Annotated in this window: 13 protein-coding genes; 1 reads left to right on the plus strand and 12 read right to left on the minus strand. The window is 62.2% G+C overall.

Annotated elements, in window-relative coordinates; genetic code table 11:
* Positions 1-27: 27 nt before the first annotated feature.
* From AC07UB_RS15750 to AC07UB_RS15785, 8 genes are all read right to left on the minus strand, one after another.
* Positions 28-354, minus strand: a complete 327-nt coding sequence (locus tag AC07UB_RS15750) for a DUF2160 domain-containing protein (protein ID WP_492790398.1) — start codon at positions 352-354, stop codon at positions 28-30.
* Positions 355-356: 2 nt separating this feature from the next.
* Positions 357-1,163, minus strand: coding sequence for a carbohydrate ABC transporter permease (locus AC07UB_RS15755; RefSeq protein WP_492790399.1), 807 nt, complete (start codon positions 1,161-1,163; stop codon positions 357-359).
* Positions 1,163-2,065, minus strand: coding sequence for a carbohydrate ABC transporter permease (locus tag AC07UB_RS15760; protein WP_492790400.1), 903 nt, complete (start codon positions 2,063-2,065; stop codon positions 1,163-1,165). Before AC07UB_RS15760 ends, AC07UB_RS15755 begins: the two co-directional genes overlap by 1 nt.
* Positions 2,065-3,150 (minus strand): ABC transporter ATP-binding protein, encoded by a 1,086-nt coding sequence (locus tag AC07UB_RS15765; protein ID WP_494654525.1) that lies wholly within the window; start codon positions 3,148-3,150, stop codon positions 2,065-2,067. The genes AC07UB_RS15760 and AC07UB_RS15765 overlap by 1 nt, the downstream gene beginning before the upstream one ends.
* A 118-nt stretch (positions 3,151-3,268) precedes the next feature.
* The gene (locus AC07UB_RS15770) at positions 3,269-4,348 is read right to left on the minus strand and encodes an ABC transporter ATP-binding protein (RefSeq protein WP_494654524.1); all 1,080 of its coding nucleotides are present in this window, start codon (positions 4,346-4,348) and stop codon (positions 3,269-3,271) included.
* Complete coding sequence (glpD, locus tag AC07UB_RS15775; RefSeq protein ID WP_494654522.1) at positions 4,345-5,889, minus strand: glycerol-3-phosphate dehydrogenase; 1,545 nt, start codon at positions 5,887-5,889, stop codon at positions 4,345-4,347. Before glpD ends, AC07UB_RS15770 begins: the two co-directional genes overlap by 4 nt.
* A 202-nt stretch (positions 5,890-6,091) precedes the next feature.
* A complete protein-coding gene (locus tag AC07UB_RS15780; RefSeq protein ID WP_492790404.1) occupies positions 6,092-6,880 on the minus strand; it encodes a DeoR/GlpR family DNA-binding transcription regulator in 789 nt (262 codons plus the stop codon).
* A gap of 115 nt (positions 6,881-6,995) precedes the next feature.
* Positions 6,996-9,359 (minus strand): thiamine pyrophosphate-binding protein, encoded by a 2,364-nt coding sequence (locus tag AC07UB_RS15785; protein WP_494654520.1) that lies wholly within the window; start codon positions 9,357-9,359, stop codon positions 6,996-6,998.
* 133 nt (positions 9,360-9,492) lie between these two features.
* On the opposite strand from AC07UB_RS15785, the gene AC07UB_RS15790 reads away from it, so the two are divergent.
* On the plus strand, positions 9,493-9,954 hold the full coding sequence (locus tag AC07UB_RS15790; protein WP_492790405.1) for an Lrp/AsnC family transcriptional regulator: 462 nt from the start codon (positions 9,493-9,495) through the stop codon (positions 9,952-9,954).
* 4 nt (positions 9,955-9,958) lie between these two features.
* On the opposite strand, the gene lipP1 is transcribed toward AC07UB_RS15790, so the two are convergent.
* From lipP1 to AC07UB_RS15810, 4 genes are read right to left on the minus strand one after another with little or no spacing between them, the layout of a single operon-like run.
* Positions 9,959-10,900: a LipP1 family hormone-sensitive lipase gene (lipP1, locus tag AC07UB_RS15795; RefSeq protein WP_492790406.1), complete on the minus strand. Its 942-nt coding sequence runs from the start codon at positions 10,898-10,900 to the stop codon at positions 9,959-9,961.
* Between the two features lie 9 nt (positions 10,901-10,909).
* On the minus strand, positions 10,910-11,833 hold the full coding sequence (kce, locus tag AC07UB_RS15800; RefSeq protein WP_492790407.1) for a 3,5-dioxohexanoate:acetyl-CoA acetone transferase: 924 nt from the start codon (positions 11,831-11,833) through the stop codon (positions 10,910-10,912).
* A 53-nt stretch (positions 11,834-11,886) separates the two neighbouring features.
* Positions 11,887-12,825, minus strand: coding sequence for a 3-hydroxyacyl-CoA dehydrogenase (locus tag AC07UB_RS15805; RefSeq protein ID WP_492790408.1), 939 nt, complete (start codon positions 12,823-12,825; stop codon positions 11,887-11,889).
* 16 nt (positions 12,826-12,841) lie between these two features.
* A complete protein-coding gene (locus AC07UB_RS15810) occupies positions 12,842-15,361 on the minus strand; it encodes a branched-chain amino acid ABC transporter ATP-binding protein/permease (protein WP_492790409.1) in 2,520 nt (839 codons plus the stop codon).
* Positions 15,362-15,372: the final 11 nt, after the last annotated feature.

Raw genomic sequence — 15,372 nt, forward strand, 5'->3', positions numbered from 1 at the left:
ATCCCGGATCTGCCTCTTTTCGCTTAGCTAGACGTTGCGAAATATGACAACGGCCATGCCAACCGAAATGACGCTGGCGATCCACAAACTCGATATCTCGACGCCTTCTCCAAGGGGGAGCGTCGCAATCGGGTTCGTGCCCGCAAATGCAATCCACAAAAGATGAATGATCGCCGCCATGATCAGCGAAATGAACAGCCGGTCGCCGCGCGTGGTCGGAATGTGCAATATCCCGACGCGCTCTGCCTCCGGATAGCGCACCGCCAGCCACGTCATGGTTCCGAGCGTCGCCGCCAGCAGGCAGAAGAAGATTGCTGTCGGGGCAGTCCATGCCATCCATGCGATATTTTCCATGATCACACCCGGCCCAGCGCGAAACCGCGCGCGATGTAGTTGCGGACAAACCAGATCACCAGCGCGCCCGGAATGATGGTCAGCACGCCGGCCGCCGCCAGCAATCCCCAATCCATTCCGGACGCGGAAATCGTGCGCGTCATGGTCGCGGCAATCGGCTTGGCGTTCACCGATGTCAGCGTGCGCGCCAGCAGCAATTCGACCCACGAGAACATGAAGCAGAAGAACGCCGCGACGCCGATACCGCTCGCGATCAGCGGCATCAGGATCTTCACGAAGAAGCGCGGGAACGAGTAACCGTCGAGGAACGCGGTCTCGTCGATTTCCTTCGGCACGCTGGAGACGAAGCCTTCGAGAATCCACACCGCCAACGGCACGTTGAACAGGCAATGCGCCAGCGCCACCGCCCATGGCGTATCGAACAGGTTGATCGCCGAATAGAGATTGAAGAACGGCAGCGCGAACACCGCCGGCGGCGCCATGCGGTTCGATAGCAGCCAGAAGAACAAATGCTTGTCGCCGAGGAAGCGGTAGCGCGAGAAGGCGTAAGCCGCAGGCAGCGCGAACGAGATCGAGATGATCGTGTTGATGATGACGTATTTCAGCGAATTGATGTAACCCGAATACCAGCTCGCGTCGGTGAAGATGCGCTTGTAATGCATCAGCGTCGGATTGTTGGGCCACAGGGTCATGGTCGTGACAATCTCGGTATTGGTCTTGAAGCTCATGTTGATGAGCCAGTAGATCGGCAACAACAGGAAGATCAGGAACAGCCCGAGAATGATGCGGCGTCCGGGAATGGTATGCATCACGCGCCTCCAGCCGGTTGCGCGCGCTCGTTATCGGCGTTCGTCATCACCGTGTAGAACACCCAGCACACGATCAGAATGATGAGGTTGTAGACGATGGACAGGGCCGCCGCCTTGCCTAGGTCGAACTGCCCGAGCGCGATCTTGACCAGTTCGATGGACACGAAGGTCGTGGAGTTGCCGGGGCCGCCGCCAGTCACGACAAACGGCTCCGTGTAGATCATGAAACTGTCCATGAACCGCAGCAGCACCGCGATCAGCAGCACGCGCTTCATTTTCGGCAACTGGATCGCCGTGAACACCGCCCAGCGCGACGCGCCGTCGATTTGCGCCGCCTGATAATAGGCGTCCGGGATCGACTTCAGGCCCGCGTAGCACAGCAACGCAACGAGACTGGTCCAGTGCCAGACGTCCATCACGATGATGGTGCACCACGCATCGAAGCTGTTGGAGACGTAGTTGTAATCCAGGCCCATCTTGTTCAGGGCGTAACCCATCAGGCCGATGTCGGGACGCCCGAAGATCTGCCAGATGGTGCCGACCACATTCCACGGAATCAGCAGCGGCAGCGCGAGAATGACAAGACAGGCCGCGACGCGCCAGCCATCGCGCGGCATCGACAGCGCGACCAGAATGCCGAGCGGCACCTCGATGGCGAGAATGATCGCCGAGAACAGAAGATTGCGCCCGAGCGAGGTCAGGAAGCGGTCGCCGAGGTCGGTCGTCGGATCCAGCAACTCCTTGAACCAGCCGACACCGTTCCAGAAGAACTTGTTGTTGCCGAAGGTGTCCTGCACCGAATAGTTGACCACCGTCATCAGCGGCAGGATCGCGGAAAAGGCCACGATCAGGAACACCGGGAGGACCAGAAGCCACGCTTTGTTGTTGATCGTCTTGTCCATCAGACGCGCCCCTCGACCAGCAGGCTATCGGCATAAACGTGAACATGCGCCGGATCGAAAACAAGACCAGCTGTCTTGTCCGGTATCGAAAATCCGTTGGGAACCCTTGCCGCAAATTTCGCGTCGCCGATCCGCACGCGCGCAAACCGCACACGCCCGAGATCGTCGATCCGCTCGATCTGCGCCGACAGAAGTCCCGACGCCGGCGGCGCGACATGGACGAACTCCGGCCGCACGCCGATTTCGATCCTGGCGGCTGGCGGCTGGCTGTCGTAGGTCCGGTCAAGCCTGATGGTGTGGCCGCTGATGATCGCATCGCGGCCTCTCACCTCGGCGGGAACGATGTTCATGCCGGGCGAGCCGATGAAATAGCCGACGAAGGTATGAGCGGGTTTCGCGAACAGTTCTTCCGGCGTGCCGCTCTGCACGACGCTGCCGTCATGCATCACAACCACCGTGTCGGCGAATGTCAGCGCCTCGGTCTGGTCGTGGGTCACGTAGATCATGGTGAGGTCGAGCGCCTGATGCAGCGCCTTGAGCTTCGAGCGCAATTCCCATTTCAGATGCGGATCGATCACCGTCAGCGGCTCATCGAACAAAACTGCCGCCACATCGGAGCGCACGAGGCCGCGGCCGAGCGATATCTTCTGCTTGGCATCTGCGCTGAGCCGCACCGCCTTGCGGCCGAGATAGGGCGTAAGATCGAGCAGCTTTGCGATCTCGGTGACGCGCGTCTGGATCTCATTGCGCGGCAGCCCGCGGTTCTTCAGCGGGAACGCAAGGTTCTCGCCCACGGTCATGGTGTCGTAGATCACCGGAAACTGGAACACCTGCGCGATATTGCGTTCGCGCGTGGTCGAACTCGTGATGTCGGCACCGTCGAACAGGACCTTGCCGTGCGACGGCGTGACGATGCCCGAGATGATGTTCAGCAACGTGGTCTTGCCGCAGCCGGACGGCCCGAGCAACGCATAGGCTCCGCCCTGCCGCCAGGTCATGGTCATCGGCTTCAGCGCATAGGACGCGGGATCGGCGGCGTCCCCGCCGTAGGAATGCGCAAGATCGACAAGGTCAATGCGAGCCATGCGAGTATCCCGAATTCGACGTTCGCTTAAATTTGCAGCGTGTCCCTTCGCGAACGCCGAACTCGAAAGGACACTCGTTAATTTACGATTCCAGCGATCAAAATCGGATCACTGGCCCTCACCTAGCCGCCGGCGCGGCCACAAGCCGGCCGGATTGATCGAAAACAAAAAGATCGTTCGGGTCGAGAACGGCATCCAGTTCCTGCCCCGGCAGGAATTCGTGAATGCCAGGCAGCACGGCGACCCAATTGTAGCCCTCGCGCTTGAGATGCACGAAACTTTCGGAGCCGGTGATTTCCGTGACGCTCACGGTCGTCACGAACGCATGACGGCCGGGAGACGCACCCGCAACGTCAAGCTGGTGCGCACGGAATCCAACCTTGTACGAGCCGTCGCTCAAGCCTTCATAAAGACCGGCGACGGACGCGCGTTCGCCGCCGGAATAGAAAATCGACCCGTTTTTCTTTTCAATGCCAACAGTGTTGAGCGGCGGGTCGGAAAACACCTCGGCCACTTCCACCGTGTCAGGCCGCCGATAGACATCCGGCGTCGGGCCGGACTGAAGCGCCCGCCCCTCCCCCATGCAGATGGTGCGGCCGCCGAGCAGCAGCGCCTCGGAAGGTTCGGTTGTGGCGTAGACGAAAATTGCGCCGGATTCCTCGAAGATGCGTGGCAGTTCGGTGCGCAACTCCTCACGCAGCTTGTAGTCGAGATTGGCCAGCGGCTCGTCGAGCAGAACGAGGTCCGCTCCCTTCACCAGTGCCCGCGCGATTGCCGTGCGCTGCTGCTGGCCGCCGGACAATTGCAACGGCGTGCGGTTGAGATACGGCTCCAGCTTGAGCAGCTTCGCCGCATCCCTGACGCGGCTTTCGATCTCCGCGCGCGCCACGCCCTGCACGCGCAACGGCGAAGCGATGTTCTCAAATACCGTCAGCGTCGGATAATTGATGAACTGCTGATAGACCATCGCGACCGAGCGCTTGCGCACGTCAAAGCCCGTCACGTCCTTACCGTCGACAAGAACGCGCCCGGACGTCGGTTTATCGAGACCGGCCAACAGCCGCATGATCGAGGTCTTGCCCGACAGCGTCGGCCCGAGCAGCACGCTCAGGGTGCCGCGCTCAAGGGTGAGCGAAATATCGCGAATCCAGGATACGCCGTTCACCTCGCGCGAAACCTTGTCGAGGGTGACGCTCATGCGCGGCCTCCCGCTTCCCTCAGCGGCCGGTCGAAGCCGCTGCGATGCGTGGCGATCCAGTCATCGAGCGCTTTCACCTCATCAACTGAAAGGCGCAAGCCCAGCTTGGATCGCCGCCAGACGATGTCCTCGGCAGTGCGCGCAAACTCGTGCGTAATCAGATAGCGGACTTCGCGTTCCGTCAGCGTGTCGCCGAACAATTGCCCGAGATCGGCCGTCGATGCTGCATTGTCGAGAACCTTGCTGGCCCGCGTACCATAGGCGTGCGCAAGACGAAGCGCGAGAGAGTGCGGCAGGAACGAATTGTCGCGGACCAGTTCGTCGGCCAGCGCCGGTATCGCCGACACATCGAGATCGCCGCCGGGCAGCGGCGCGGTCGCGGTCCAGCCAGCGGGCTTTGCTTTGCCCGGCAAGTATTGATCCAGCCGTTCCAGCGCTTCTTCGGAGAGACGGCGATAGGTCGTGATCTTGCCGCCGAAGATCGACAGCAGCGGCAGTCCGTCGGGCGCATCGAACTCAAACACATAATCACGGGTCGCCGCCTTGGCTTCGCTGGCGCCATCGTCATAGAGAGGGCGCACGCCGGCGTAGGCCCACACCACGTCGTCCGGTTTGACCTGCTTCGCGAGATAGTCGTTCACCGACTCGCAGAGATAGGCAATTTCCTCGGACGAGGCTTTCACCTTCGACGGATCGCCGTCGTAATCGCGGTCGGTGGTGCCGATCAGCGTGAAATCGTTCTGGAACGGAATCACGAACACAACGCGCCCATCCGCATTCTGGAACGTGTAGGCGTGATCGTGCTCGTAAAGACGCGGCACCACGATATGCGAGCCCTGCACCAGACGCACCTTGGCCTTGGCGTTGATACCGGCGCGCCGGTTCAGAACATCCTCAACCCACGGGCCGCCCGCATTCACCAGCGCGCGCGCCTGAATGCTGCTCTGCGCGCCGGTCTCGGTGTTTTCGAGGATGACCTGCCAGAGTCCGTCCTGCCGCCGCGCCTCAACAGCACGGGTTCGCGTGCGGATCACCGCGCCGCGATCCGCCGCATCGCGCGCGTTGAGAACCACAAGGCGCGCATCATCGACGAAACAGTCGGAATACTCGAAACCTTTTGTGAAGCGGCCCGGCGCCAGCGGCTGACCGACCGGATCGCGCGCGAGATCAACCGTGCGCGTGGCAGGCAACAACCGGCGGCCTCCGAGGTAATCGTACATAAAGAGGCCGAGCCGCAGCAGCCACGCCGGGCGCAATCCCGCATGATGCGGAAGCACGAAACGCAGCGGACGGATGATGTGCGGCGCGATCTGCCAGAGCACTTCCCGCTCCAGCAGCGCCTCGCGCACCAGACGAAACTCATAATACTCGAGATAGCGCAGGCCGCCGTGGATGAGCTTGCTCGACCACGACGACGTGCCGCTGGCGAGATCGTTCATTTCACACAGGAAGACAGAATTTCCACGGCCCACGGCGTCGCGGGCAATACCGCAGCCGTTGATCCCGCCGCCAATAATAGCGAGGTCGAAAACCTGTCCCACCGCGTCTCCCCAGCGCTCGCTATTTTCAGATTTAGCGGTTTCGCTTTCGGATGTGATTAAATCACAACCAAAAACGAAAGCAAGTGGGAGATGATTTCATAGGCAGTCAACTGACGATCCGAAGAATCGTCATTGTACCAATGCGTTAGGTTGGGGCGGGGCCGAGCCCGTGACGACGAGCCGACAAGCCGGACGAAGCGGTTCAGGCGAGGTCGGCGGGCTTGTCCGGCATCGCGGCGATCACATCGATGCCGCGGCTGTTGCAAATGGCCTGAAGTCCGCCCGGCAACGGCAGATCGGTCACGAACGTATGAATCTGGCTGAGATGCGCGATCCGCACCGGCGCGTTGCGGCTGAGCTTGGTGCTGTCGGCCACCAGCATCACGCTTCGCGCATTGGCGATGATGGCCTGCGCTGCCTGCACCTCGCGATAGTCGAAGTCGAGCAGCGCGCCCTCCTCGTCGATCGCCGACGCGCCGATGATGGCGTAATCGACCTTGAACTGGGTGATCAGGTTGTTCGCCGTCGATCCGATCACCGCGCCATCGCCGCGGCGTACCGTGCCGCCGGCTACAATCACCTCGATACGCGGATGCCGGTACAGCAGCATCGCAACGTTCAGATTGTTGGTGATGACCAGCAGATCCTCATGCGATGTCAGTGCGCTCGCGACTTCTTCAGTTGTGGTCCCGATGTTGATGAACAGCGAACAGCCATTGGGGATTTGTGCGGCGGCCGCGATGCCGATGGCTTTCTTCTCATCCGCCGCGACGAACCGCCGGGCCTCGTAAGCGAGATTTTCCACGCCGGAGGCGATGATGGCGCCGCCATGAACACGCGTCATCGACCGGCGGTCGCACAGGTCGTTGAGATCCTTGCGGATGGTCTGCGCGGAGACCTCGAACCGCCGCGCCAGATCCTCCACCGTCACGCGCCCGGACGTGCGCGCAATGTTCAGAATATCGGACTGGCGGTTGGACAACTCGGTCATTCAGCACCTTAACTCGTGTGAGCCAATGGTGCTGCCGTTGCCGCGTCCGGTCAACTTAACAATCGGTCCGGCGCGCGACGACCGCTGCACTTGGTTAAACCTGCCGTGCAGAGGGTCACACCGCCATCTTGCGATGCCGGATCGGCGAACCGAACGTCAGGCTCGCCGCGGCGTCGATGATGGTGTTGGTGTCGATTCCATAGTGCGCATAGAGATCGCCGATGGTGCCGGTCTGGCCGAACTTCTCCACGCCGAGCGCCTCGACGCGATGACCCTGCACGCTGCCGAGCCATGCCAACGTCGCGGGATGTCCATCGATCACGGTGATCAATCCGCAATCGCGCGGCAGCGGCGACAGCAGCCGCTCAATGTGGCTGGGCTCGCGCGGCCCGCCGGCACGGCGGAGCTTGCGTGATGCATTCCAGCCGGAATGAAGACGATCGGCCGAGGTAATCGCAAGGAGACCGATGTCCCGCCGTGACTCGCCGAGCAATCCCGTCGCCTCGATCGCTTCCGGCGCGACCGCACCGGTATAGGCGACCACCAACTCACAATTCGGTCCCGGCTTACGCATCCAGTAGGCGCCCGCCGCAATGTCCTGCTCCAACTCCGGGGTCATCGTGCGTTGCGGCTGGTCGAGCGTGCGCGTCGAAAGCCGCAGGTAGACGGAGCCGCCCTCGCCCTCATCGCGCTGCATGTGGTCGAAGCCCCAGCGCATGATGACCGCGAGTTCGTCCACGAACGCCGGCTCGAACGAGGCAAGTCCATCCTGCGCCATGCCAATGAGCGGCGTCGCAATCGACTGATGCGCGCCGCCCTCCGGCGCAAGCGTGATGCCCGACGGCGTCGCCGCCACCATGAAGCGCGCGTCCTGATAACAGGCGTAATTCAGCGCATCGAGACCGCGCTCGATAAAGGGATCGTACAGCGTGCCCACCGGCAGCAGACGCTCACCGTTAATCGAATGCGACAGGCCGAGCGCGGAGAGCATGATGAAGAGATTCATCTCCGCAATGCCCAGCTCCATATGCTGGCCCTTTGGCGAATAATCCCAAGCAAAGGTCGATGGGATCTTCTCCTTGCGGAACAGATCGGCCTTCTCTGCCAGCGCGAACAGACCGCGCCGATTGACCCATGCGCCGAGATTGGTCGAGACCGTGACGTCGGGTGAGGTGGTGACGATGCGTTCGGCCAGTTTGGTGTCGCCCCGCGCCAGTTCATTCAGGATCAGGCCGAAGCCCTGCTGTGTCGCCATGCGCGGCGTGAGCGTCACGCCGAGTTGCGCGGGGACTTCCACCTTCGGCGCCTCAAGCCGCCGCGCGCCGTCGCGCGCGAACGGCACATTCTTCAGGAAAGCCTCGATGCGCGCGGGCTCCAGCGCCAATCCCTCCAGCCGGTCCCACTCGTGTCCGGGCCGGATGTTCTGCTCGGCGCGAAACGTTTCCATCTGCGCCACGGTCATCAGCCCAGCGTGATTGTCCTTGTGGCCCTGAAACGGCAGACCGACGCCTTTGATAGTATAGGCGATGAAGCACACCGGGCGATCGTGATCGATCGCCTCGAACGCCTCCAGCATGCTCGCCATGTCGTGGCCGCCGAGATTCGACATGAGCGCCAGCAGTTCATCGTCGCTGCGCTTCTCGATCAGTTTCGTGACCGCGCCCTGATCGCCGATGTCGTCCAGCAGATGCTTGCGGAACGCGGCCCCGCCCTGAAAGCACAGCGCCGCGTACATCTGGTTCGGGCAGCTATCGATCCACTTGCGCAGCGCCCCCCCGCCCGGCTCGGCAAACGCCGCCTGCATCAGCTTGCCGTACTTTACGATCACCACGTCCCAGCCGAAATTGCGGAACATGGTCTCGAGCTTTTCCCACAGCCCTTCGCGGATCACTGCGTCGAGGCTCTGGCGGTTGTAGTCGATCACCCACCAGGTGTTGCGCAGGCCCTGCTTCCAGCCCTCCAGCAACGCCTCGAAGATGTTGCCTTCGTCGAGTTCGGCATCGCCGACCAGCGCGATCATGCGGCCTTCCGAGCGATCCTTCATCCAGCCGTGCGACTTGACGTAATCCTGCACCAGCGACGAGAACAGCGTTTGCGCCACGCCGAGTCCGACGGAGCCGGTGGAGAAATCCACGTCGTCGATGTCCTTGGTGCGCGAGGGATAAGATTGCACGCCCTTGAAGCCGCGAAAATTCTCCAGCTTCTCGCGGGTCTGCTGTCCGAGCAGATACTGGATCGCGTGAAACACCGGGCTGGCGTGCGGCTTCACCGCGACGCGGTCCTCCGGCTTCAGCACGCCGAAATAGAGCGCCGACATGATGGTCGCTAGCGACGCACTCGAGGCCTGATGGCCACCGACCTTGAGGCCATCGGAGTCGCTGCGCAGATGGTTGGCGTGATGAATCGTCCATGACGACAGCCACAGCGCTTTCCTGTTCAGCGCGTTCAGGATTTCCAGACGGGATGGATCGATCGGCATGGCGGTCACCAGCGGTTAAGACCCCGTCATGCTATCCCTCGGGCGATCCCGAAAAATCTCAAATCCTCTCGACTGGTAAGGCAATATTGGGATATCGTTTCAATAAGAGCATCCATTTACGGATTTCATCCCAATGACCGACCTCGATGCGATCGACCGTAAAATCCTTGCGATTCTGCAGGCCGACAGCCGCGTCACCATGCAGGATCTGGCGGATCGGGTCGGCCTGTCGGTGTCGCCCTGCCATCGGCGTGTGAAACTGCTGGAAGAGCGCGGCGTCATCACGCGCTACATCGCCATGGTCGATCAGAAATCAGTCGGGCTTCCGGTCAGCGTTTTCATCTCGATCAAGCTGGAACGGCAAAAAGAAGAAGACCTCAACCGTTTCGCGAAAGCGATTTCGAAATGGGAAGAAGTGCTGGAATGCTATCTGATGACCGGCAACCGGGATTACCTGTTGCGCGTCGTCACCGCCGACCTGCCGTCCTATGAAGCCTTCATCAAGACCAAACTGACGCGGCTCGACGGCATTGCTTCCATCGAATCCAGCTTCGCGCTCAGTCAGGTGAAGTACACCAACGCGTTGCCGGTCTAGGCAGCTAGTTCAGCGCCTTCAGCCACGCGCCGATCTCGCGCATCGCGTCGCCAGCCTTCGGCAGCAGTTTTCCCATGGTGATGAAACCGTGGAACTGGCCAGGATAGCTCCGGCAGGTGACCGGCACGCCGGCCTCGCCGAGCCGCCGGGCATACTCATCGCCCTCGTCTCGCAAAGGGTCCGCGCCCGCCGTCAGCACGAAGGCCGGCGGCAGACCTGCGAGTTTGTCCATCCGCGCAGGCGAGGCTTTCCAGTGCTCGCCGTCGGATGCCCCGAGATAGTGATTGCGAAACCACCGGATCACGGAATGGGTCAGCAACGCATCGGTCTCGGGTTCGCGGTGCGAGGGATGCGTCATCGCGAAGTCGGTGGCGGGATAGATCAGGACCTGACCGGCAATTTTTGGCCCCGCTTCCTGCGCATGGATCGCGACCACCGCTGCCAGGTTGCCGCCGGCGCTGTCGCCGCCCACAAGCAGCCGCGCCGCGTCGATTCCCAACTGGCGGGCGTTCGTTGAAATCCACACCGTCGCAGCGATCGCATCGTCGACCGCCGCGGGAAACTGGTGTTCCGGCGCCAGACGGTAATCGACCGAGATCACGATGAGCTGGCCTTCGTCGGCCAGCGTCCGGCACACCACATCATGAGAATCGAGATTGCCGATCACCCAGCCGCCGCCATGAAAAAATACCAGACACGGCGACAGTCCATCGGACTGCCGGAGCGTCAACGGCCTATAGATGCGCGCGGGAATATCTCCCGCCGGTCCCGGCACCGACAGCGAGTCCACCGACGCGATCTTCGGCGGCTCGGGCTGCGACACCGCGCGGGCGGCGAGATACATCTCACGAGCCTCTGCCGGCGACAGCGTTTCATAGGGAGGACGCCCTGCCGCACGGAAGGCGGCGAGAACGGCGGCGGCATCGGGATCGAGCGTGACCGGCATGGTGGCTCCTCAAACCTGCAGGGTATCTCCACCCTTCAGGTCGAGAATTTCGCGTGCTTCGTCGGGCGATGCAACCTCCAGGCCGAGGCCTTCGATGATCTTGCGCGCGAGGCGAACCTGCTCGGCATTGGACTCCGCCATGCGGCCCGGCGCGGCCCACAGTGAATCCTCGAGGCCGACGCGGATGTTGCCGCCCATCGCCGCCGACATTGCCGCGATCGGCAACTGGTTGCGCCCGGCTCCCAGCACCGACCAGACATACTGATCGCCGAACAGTCGATCCGCCGTGCGCTTCATGTGCAACACATCCTCCGGATGCGCGCCCGTACCGCCCTGCAATCCGAATACGGTCTGAATGAACAGCGGCGCCTTCACCAGCCCCTGATCCAGAAAATACTTCAGGTTATAAAGATGCGCGGTGTCGTAGCACTCGAACTCGAAGCGCGTGCCGCTGCCCGACAGCGCATTCAGCACATACTCGATGTCCGCGAATGTATTGCGGAACACGATGTCCTTGTTCTCGACATGCTTGCGCTCCCACTCGTGCTCAAAAGTCTTGAAGCGGTTGAGCATCCCGAAGAACGCGAAATTCATCGATCCCATGTTCAGCGAGGCGACTTCCGGCTTGTAGACCGCCGCCGGGCGAACGCGCTCGTCCACCGTCATCGTTGGCGATCCGCCGGTGGTGAGATTGATGACCGCGTTGGAGCGCTGCTTGATGATCTTGAGAAACGGCGCGAACGCCTCCGGGCTTTGATCCGGCTGGCCGGTCTTCGGATTGCGCGCATGAAGATGCACGATGGCCGCACCCGCCTCCGCAGCACCAACGGCCGCGTCGGCGATCTCCTGCGGCGTCACCGGCAAGGCCTTGGACATCGACGGCGTATGGATCGCGCCAGTGACGGCGCAGGTGATGATGATTTTACGGCTCATTTTCTTGTCTTTCATTTTGTAGGTTGATCGATCACAGGATGGGCGAACAGAAATCAGTCGGCTTGTCTCGCCTTGTGCGCGGCCAGCGCCGCTAGCCGCTCGTTGCGGCGGGTGGTGAGCCTGACTATGCGATCCGGCGCCGGCTGATGCGGCCAAGCCGCGATGACGCGATCGACATTCGGGCTTTGATAAACCTCCGGGCCCGCGGCTTCCGCCGCCAGTTCTTTATAGAAGCCTGTGTAGCGCGCGCAATAATCCGGTATGCCGCCCGGCGCGTTCAGTTCGATGGTCTCGAACGGCCCGAGGAACGACCACCGCAACCCGAGGCCGTCCTTGACGGTATGGTCGAGGTCTTCGGCAGACATATAGCCCTCGCCCACCAGCCGAAACGCTTCCGCCAAAAGCGCGCCCTGCAAGCGGTTGAGCACGAAGCCGTTGATCTCCTTGTTGACCGTCACTGGCACTTGCCCGATGTCGCGATAGATCTCGCGCGCGCGGCTGATCGTGTCCGGCGAGGTCCAGGGCGCACCGCAAAGCTCGACCAGCGGCACCAGATGCGGCGGGTTGACCGGATGGCCGACGAGACAGCGCGCGCGGCCTTTGAGATTTTCCGTAAAGCGCGAGGCAACAATGGCGGAAGTGGACGACGCCAGCAGAGCATTCGCAGGCGCAAGCCGGTCGAGCTCGGCGAACAGCGCGATCTTGTCCTCGATTTTCTCGGGGCCGTTTTCCTGAACGAACGCGACGTCCTTCACCGCATCGGCGAGGCTTGCCGCCACCGAAATGCGCGACGCCGCACCGTCGGGATCATTCGCAAGCCCATGACGGTTGAGCGCGCGCAACTCATCGCGAATCAGGCCGGGCGCGGCGCTCAACGTCGGGGCATGGGGGTCGGTCAATCGCACAGTCCATCCCGCGCGGGCGAAGATCGCCGCCCAGGCCCGTCCGATCAGACCCACTCCGACAATTGCGACAGTCTTGTTGTCAGGCATGCGTTTCTTCTTTCTTTTAAAGCCAGAGCACCTTGCGGCGCAGATCGAGATCGTCGCGCAACGCTTTCGACGGACCTTCGTGAATGATGCGACCGCGCTCCAGCGCCACCGTGGCGTCGGACAATGCCAGCGCCAGATCGAGGTGATGGTCGACGATGATGATGGCGACCTCCTTGCGCAGGCGATCGAACGCCTCGAACAGTTGCTCGACCACGGCCGGCGCCAGCCCCTCGAACGGCTCATCGAGCAACAGCACCCGCACGTCGCCGGAGAGAGCGCGGGCCACCGCGACCATCTGCTGTTCGCCGCCTGAGAGATAATCCGCCGGACTGTCCAGCCGCTCGCGAATACGCGGGAAGTATTCGTAGACCCGCTCGCGGGTCCAGTGCACGCCGTTGCCGGTCTGCCGCTTCAATCCGCCGAGTTCGAGATTGTGCTCGACGCTCATCCCGGCAAAGAGACCGCGTCCCTGCGGCACATAACCGATGCCGAGACGCGCACATTCGGCGGAGGCGCGTCCGACCAGTTCGGCGTCGGCCAGCTTTATCGATCCGTTCGATGCCGGCGCGATGCCGACCAGCGTTTTCAGCAGCGTCGATTTACCGGCGCCGTTGCGGCCCAACAGCGCGATGATTTCGTTGTTGTGCAGCGTGAAGTTGACGCCGTTGAGGATATGGCTCTTGCCGTAAAACGTATCAACGCCGTCCACCGTCAGCAGCGCGCTGGCCTTGGCGGAGGTTTCGCGCGGCTTCGCCGCCACGGCTGCGGCTCCCGAGCCGATATAGATGTCCTGAACCTTCTTGCTGCTGCGCGCATCGTCCACGGTGCCGTCGAGCAGCACCCGGCCTTCGTTCATCACCGTGACATGATCGGCGAGCGCAAACACCCGGTCGATGTCATGCTCCACCAGCAGCACCGGCAGATCGGACGAAATGCGCTTGATGATCGCGCCAATGCGCTCGCGCTCAGCGGCGGCAAGGCCCGCAAGCGGTTCGTCCAGCAACAGCACGCGCGGCGCGGTGGCCAGCGCGACGCCCATATCGAGCAGCCGCTGGCCGCCATAGGACAGCGCGCCGGCTTCCGCCTTCTCGATGCCCGCGAGACCCAGATAGCGGATGACCTCGTCGGTCTCGCGGTTGATGGCGTCAATGGATAGCGCGTTGGTGAAAGGATCGAATCTTCGAGGGTGCCGCGCCTGCACCGCAAGGCGAATGTTCTCGCCAACACTCAATTGGGGAAAGAGATTGGTGATCTGGAATGAGCGGCCAATGCCGGCTTCGGCAATCTCTTCCGGCGTGTGACCGGCAATGGGCTTGCCCATCAGCGTGGCTTCGCCCTCATCCGGCGGAAACATGCCGGACAGCAGATTGAACGCCGTGGTCTTGCCCGCGCCGTTGGGGCCGATCAGCGCGTGGAGCGTTTTGTCCGCGATCGAAATATCGATGCCCTGCACCGCCTTGATACCGCCGAAACTCTTGACCATGTCGCGGGCGGCCAGCACCGGGCCCTCAACGGCGGCTTTCGGCCGCAGAAATTCCGGCAGCGGCAGCGCCTCGATTTTGCGGGCCGACATCGCCGCGTCTTCGGTGACCTTCTTGCGGAACGGCGCCAGCAATCGCTCGCCGACACCGATCAGGCCTGTCGGCGAGAATACGATGAAGCCGACGAAGACAAGACCGAACCAGAGCAGCCAGTTTTCGGTGTAGATGCCGAAAAATTCGCGGAACAGAATAAAAAACAGCGCGCCGAGCGCGGGCCCGAGAAAGCTGCGCATCCCGCCGATCACGACCATCGCGAGCAACTCGCCGGAGAACGCCACTGAAATCGGATCGGCCGAGGTCATGCGGTTCTTGTAAAGCAGCAGGATGCCGGCGAGCCCGGTCAGCGCCGCGGACAGCACGAACGCCGCGAGCTTGTAGCGATTGGTCGGATAGCCGAGAAAACGCGCGCGCTGCTCGTTTTCGCGAACCGCCACCAGCACCGTGCCGACGGTCGAATTGTGGAAGCGCCACAGCAGCACCAGCACCGCGAAGGCGATGGCTGCGACGAACCAGTAATACGTGACCGACGAATCCAGATTGAGGCCCAGGATCGACGGGCGAACGATGCCGCCAAGGCCGTTCTCGCCGCCGGTCACGTCGGTCCACCGGAACGACACTGAATAAAGCATCGCGGCGAGCGCCAGCGTCAGCAGGGAGAAATATACGCCGCGCCGCCGCAGGATCAGAAATCCGAACGGAACGGCAACCACCACAATAATCAGAGTGGCTCCGATCGCCGGGCCGAAAAACGAGTCCGGCATCAGGTTGCGCTGAAGCAACCCCGCGGCATAGGCTGCGAGCCCAAACCATGCACCGTGACCGAACGACACCAGCCCGGTGTGGCCGACGAGAATATTCAGCGCCATGCAGGCGATGCCGAACACAACGACTTCCGTCGCCGATGTCATGGTCAGGCCGAGCGCAATCAGTATCGATGGCAGGACAAGCAGACCAATGGCGGCGATCAGAAGCGGAACGGGAATACGCTTGAGCATGGCAGGTCGCC

This window comes from Afipia sp. GW821-FHT04G03 (genome assembly GCF_059419985.1).

Coding starts and splice junctions, on each gene's coding strand:
- AC07UB_RS15750 (WP_492790398.1), bottom strand. CDS start 354: ATGGAAAATATCGCATGGATGGCATGGACTGCCCCGACAGCAATCTTC.
- AC07UB_RS15755 (WP_492790399.1), bottom strand. CDS start 1,163: ATGCATACCATTCCCGGACGCCGCATCATTCTCGGGCTGTTCCTGATC.
- AC07UB_RS15760 (WP_492790400.1), bottom strand. CDS start 2,065: ATGGACAAGACGATCAACAACAAAGCGTGGCTTCTGGTCCTCCCGGTG.
- AC07UB_RS15765 (WP_494654525.1), bottom strand. CDS start 3,150: ATGGCTCGCATTGACCTTGTCGATCTTGCGCATTCCTACGGCGGGGAC.
- AC07UB_RS15770 (WP_494654524.1), bottom strand. CDS start 4,348: ATGAGCGTCACCCTCGACAAGGTTTCGCGCGAGGTGAACGGCGTATCC.
- AC07UB_RS15780 (WP_492790404.1), bottom strand. CDS start 6,880: ATGACCGAGTTGTCCAACCGCCAGTCCGATATTCTGAACATTGCGCGC.
- AC07UB_RS15785 (WP_494654520.1), bottom strand. CDS start 9,359: ATGCCGATCGATCCATCCCGTCTGGAAATCCTGAACGCGCTGAACAGG.
- AC07UB_RS15790 (WP_492790405.1), top strand. CDS start 9,493: ATGACCGACCTCGATGCGATCGACCGTAAAATCCTTGCGATTCTGCAG.
- lipP1 (WP_492790406.1), bottom strand. CDS start 10,900: ATGCCGGTCACGCTCGATCCCGATGCCGCCGCCGTTCTCGCCGCCTTC.
- kce (WP_492790407.1), bottom strand. CDS start 11,833: ATGAGCCGTAAAATCATCATCACCTGCGCCGTCACTGGCGCGATCCAT.
- AC07UB_RS15805 (WP_492790408.1), bottom strand. CDS start 12,825: ATGCCTGACAACAAGACTGTCGCAATTGTCGGAGTGGGTCTGATCGGA.
- AC07UB_RS15810 (WP_492790409.1), bottom strand. CDS start 15,361: ATGCTCAAGCGTATTCCCGTTCCGCTTCTGATCGCCGCCATTGGTCTG.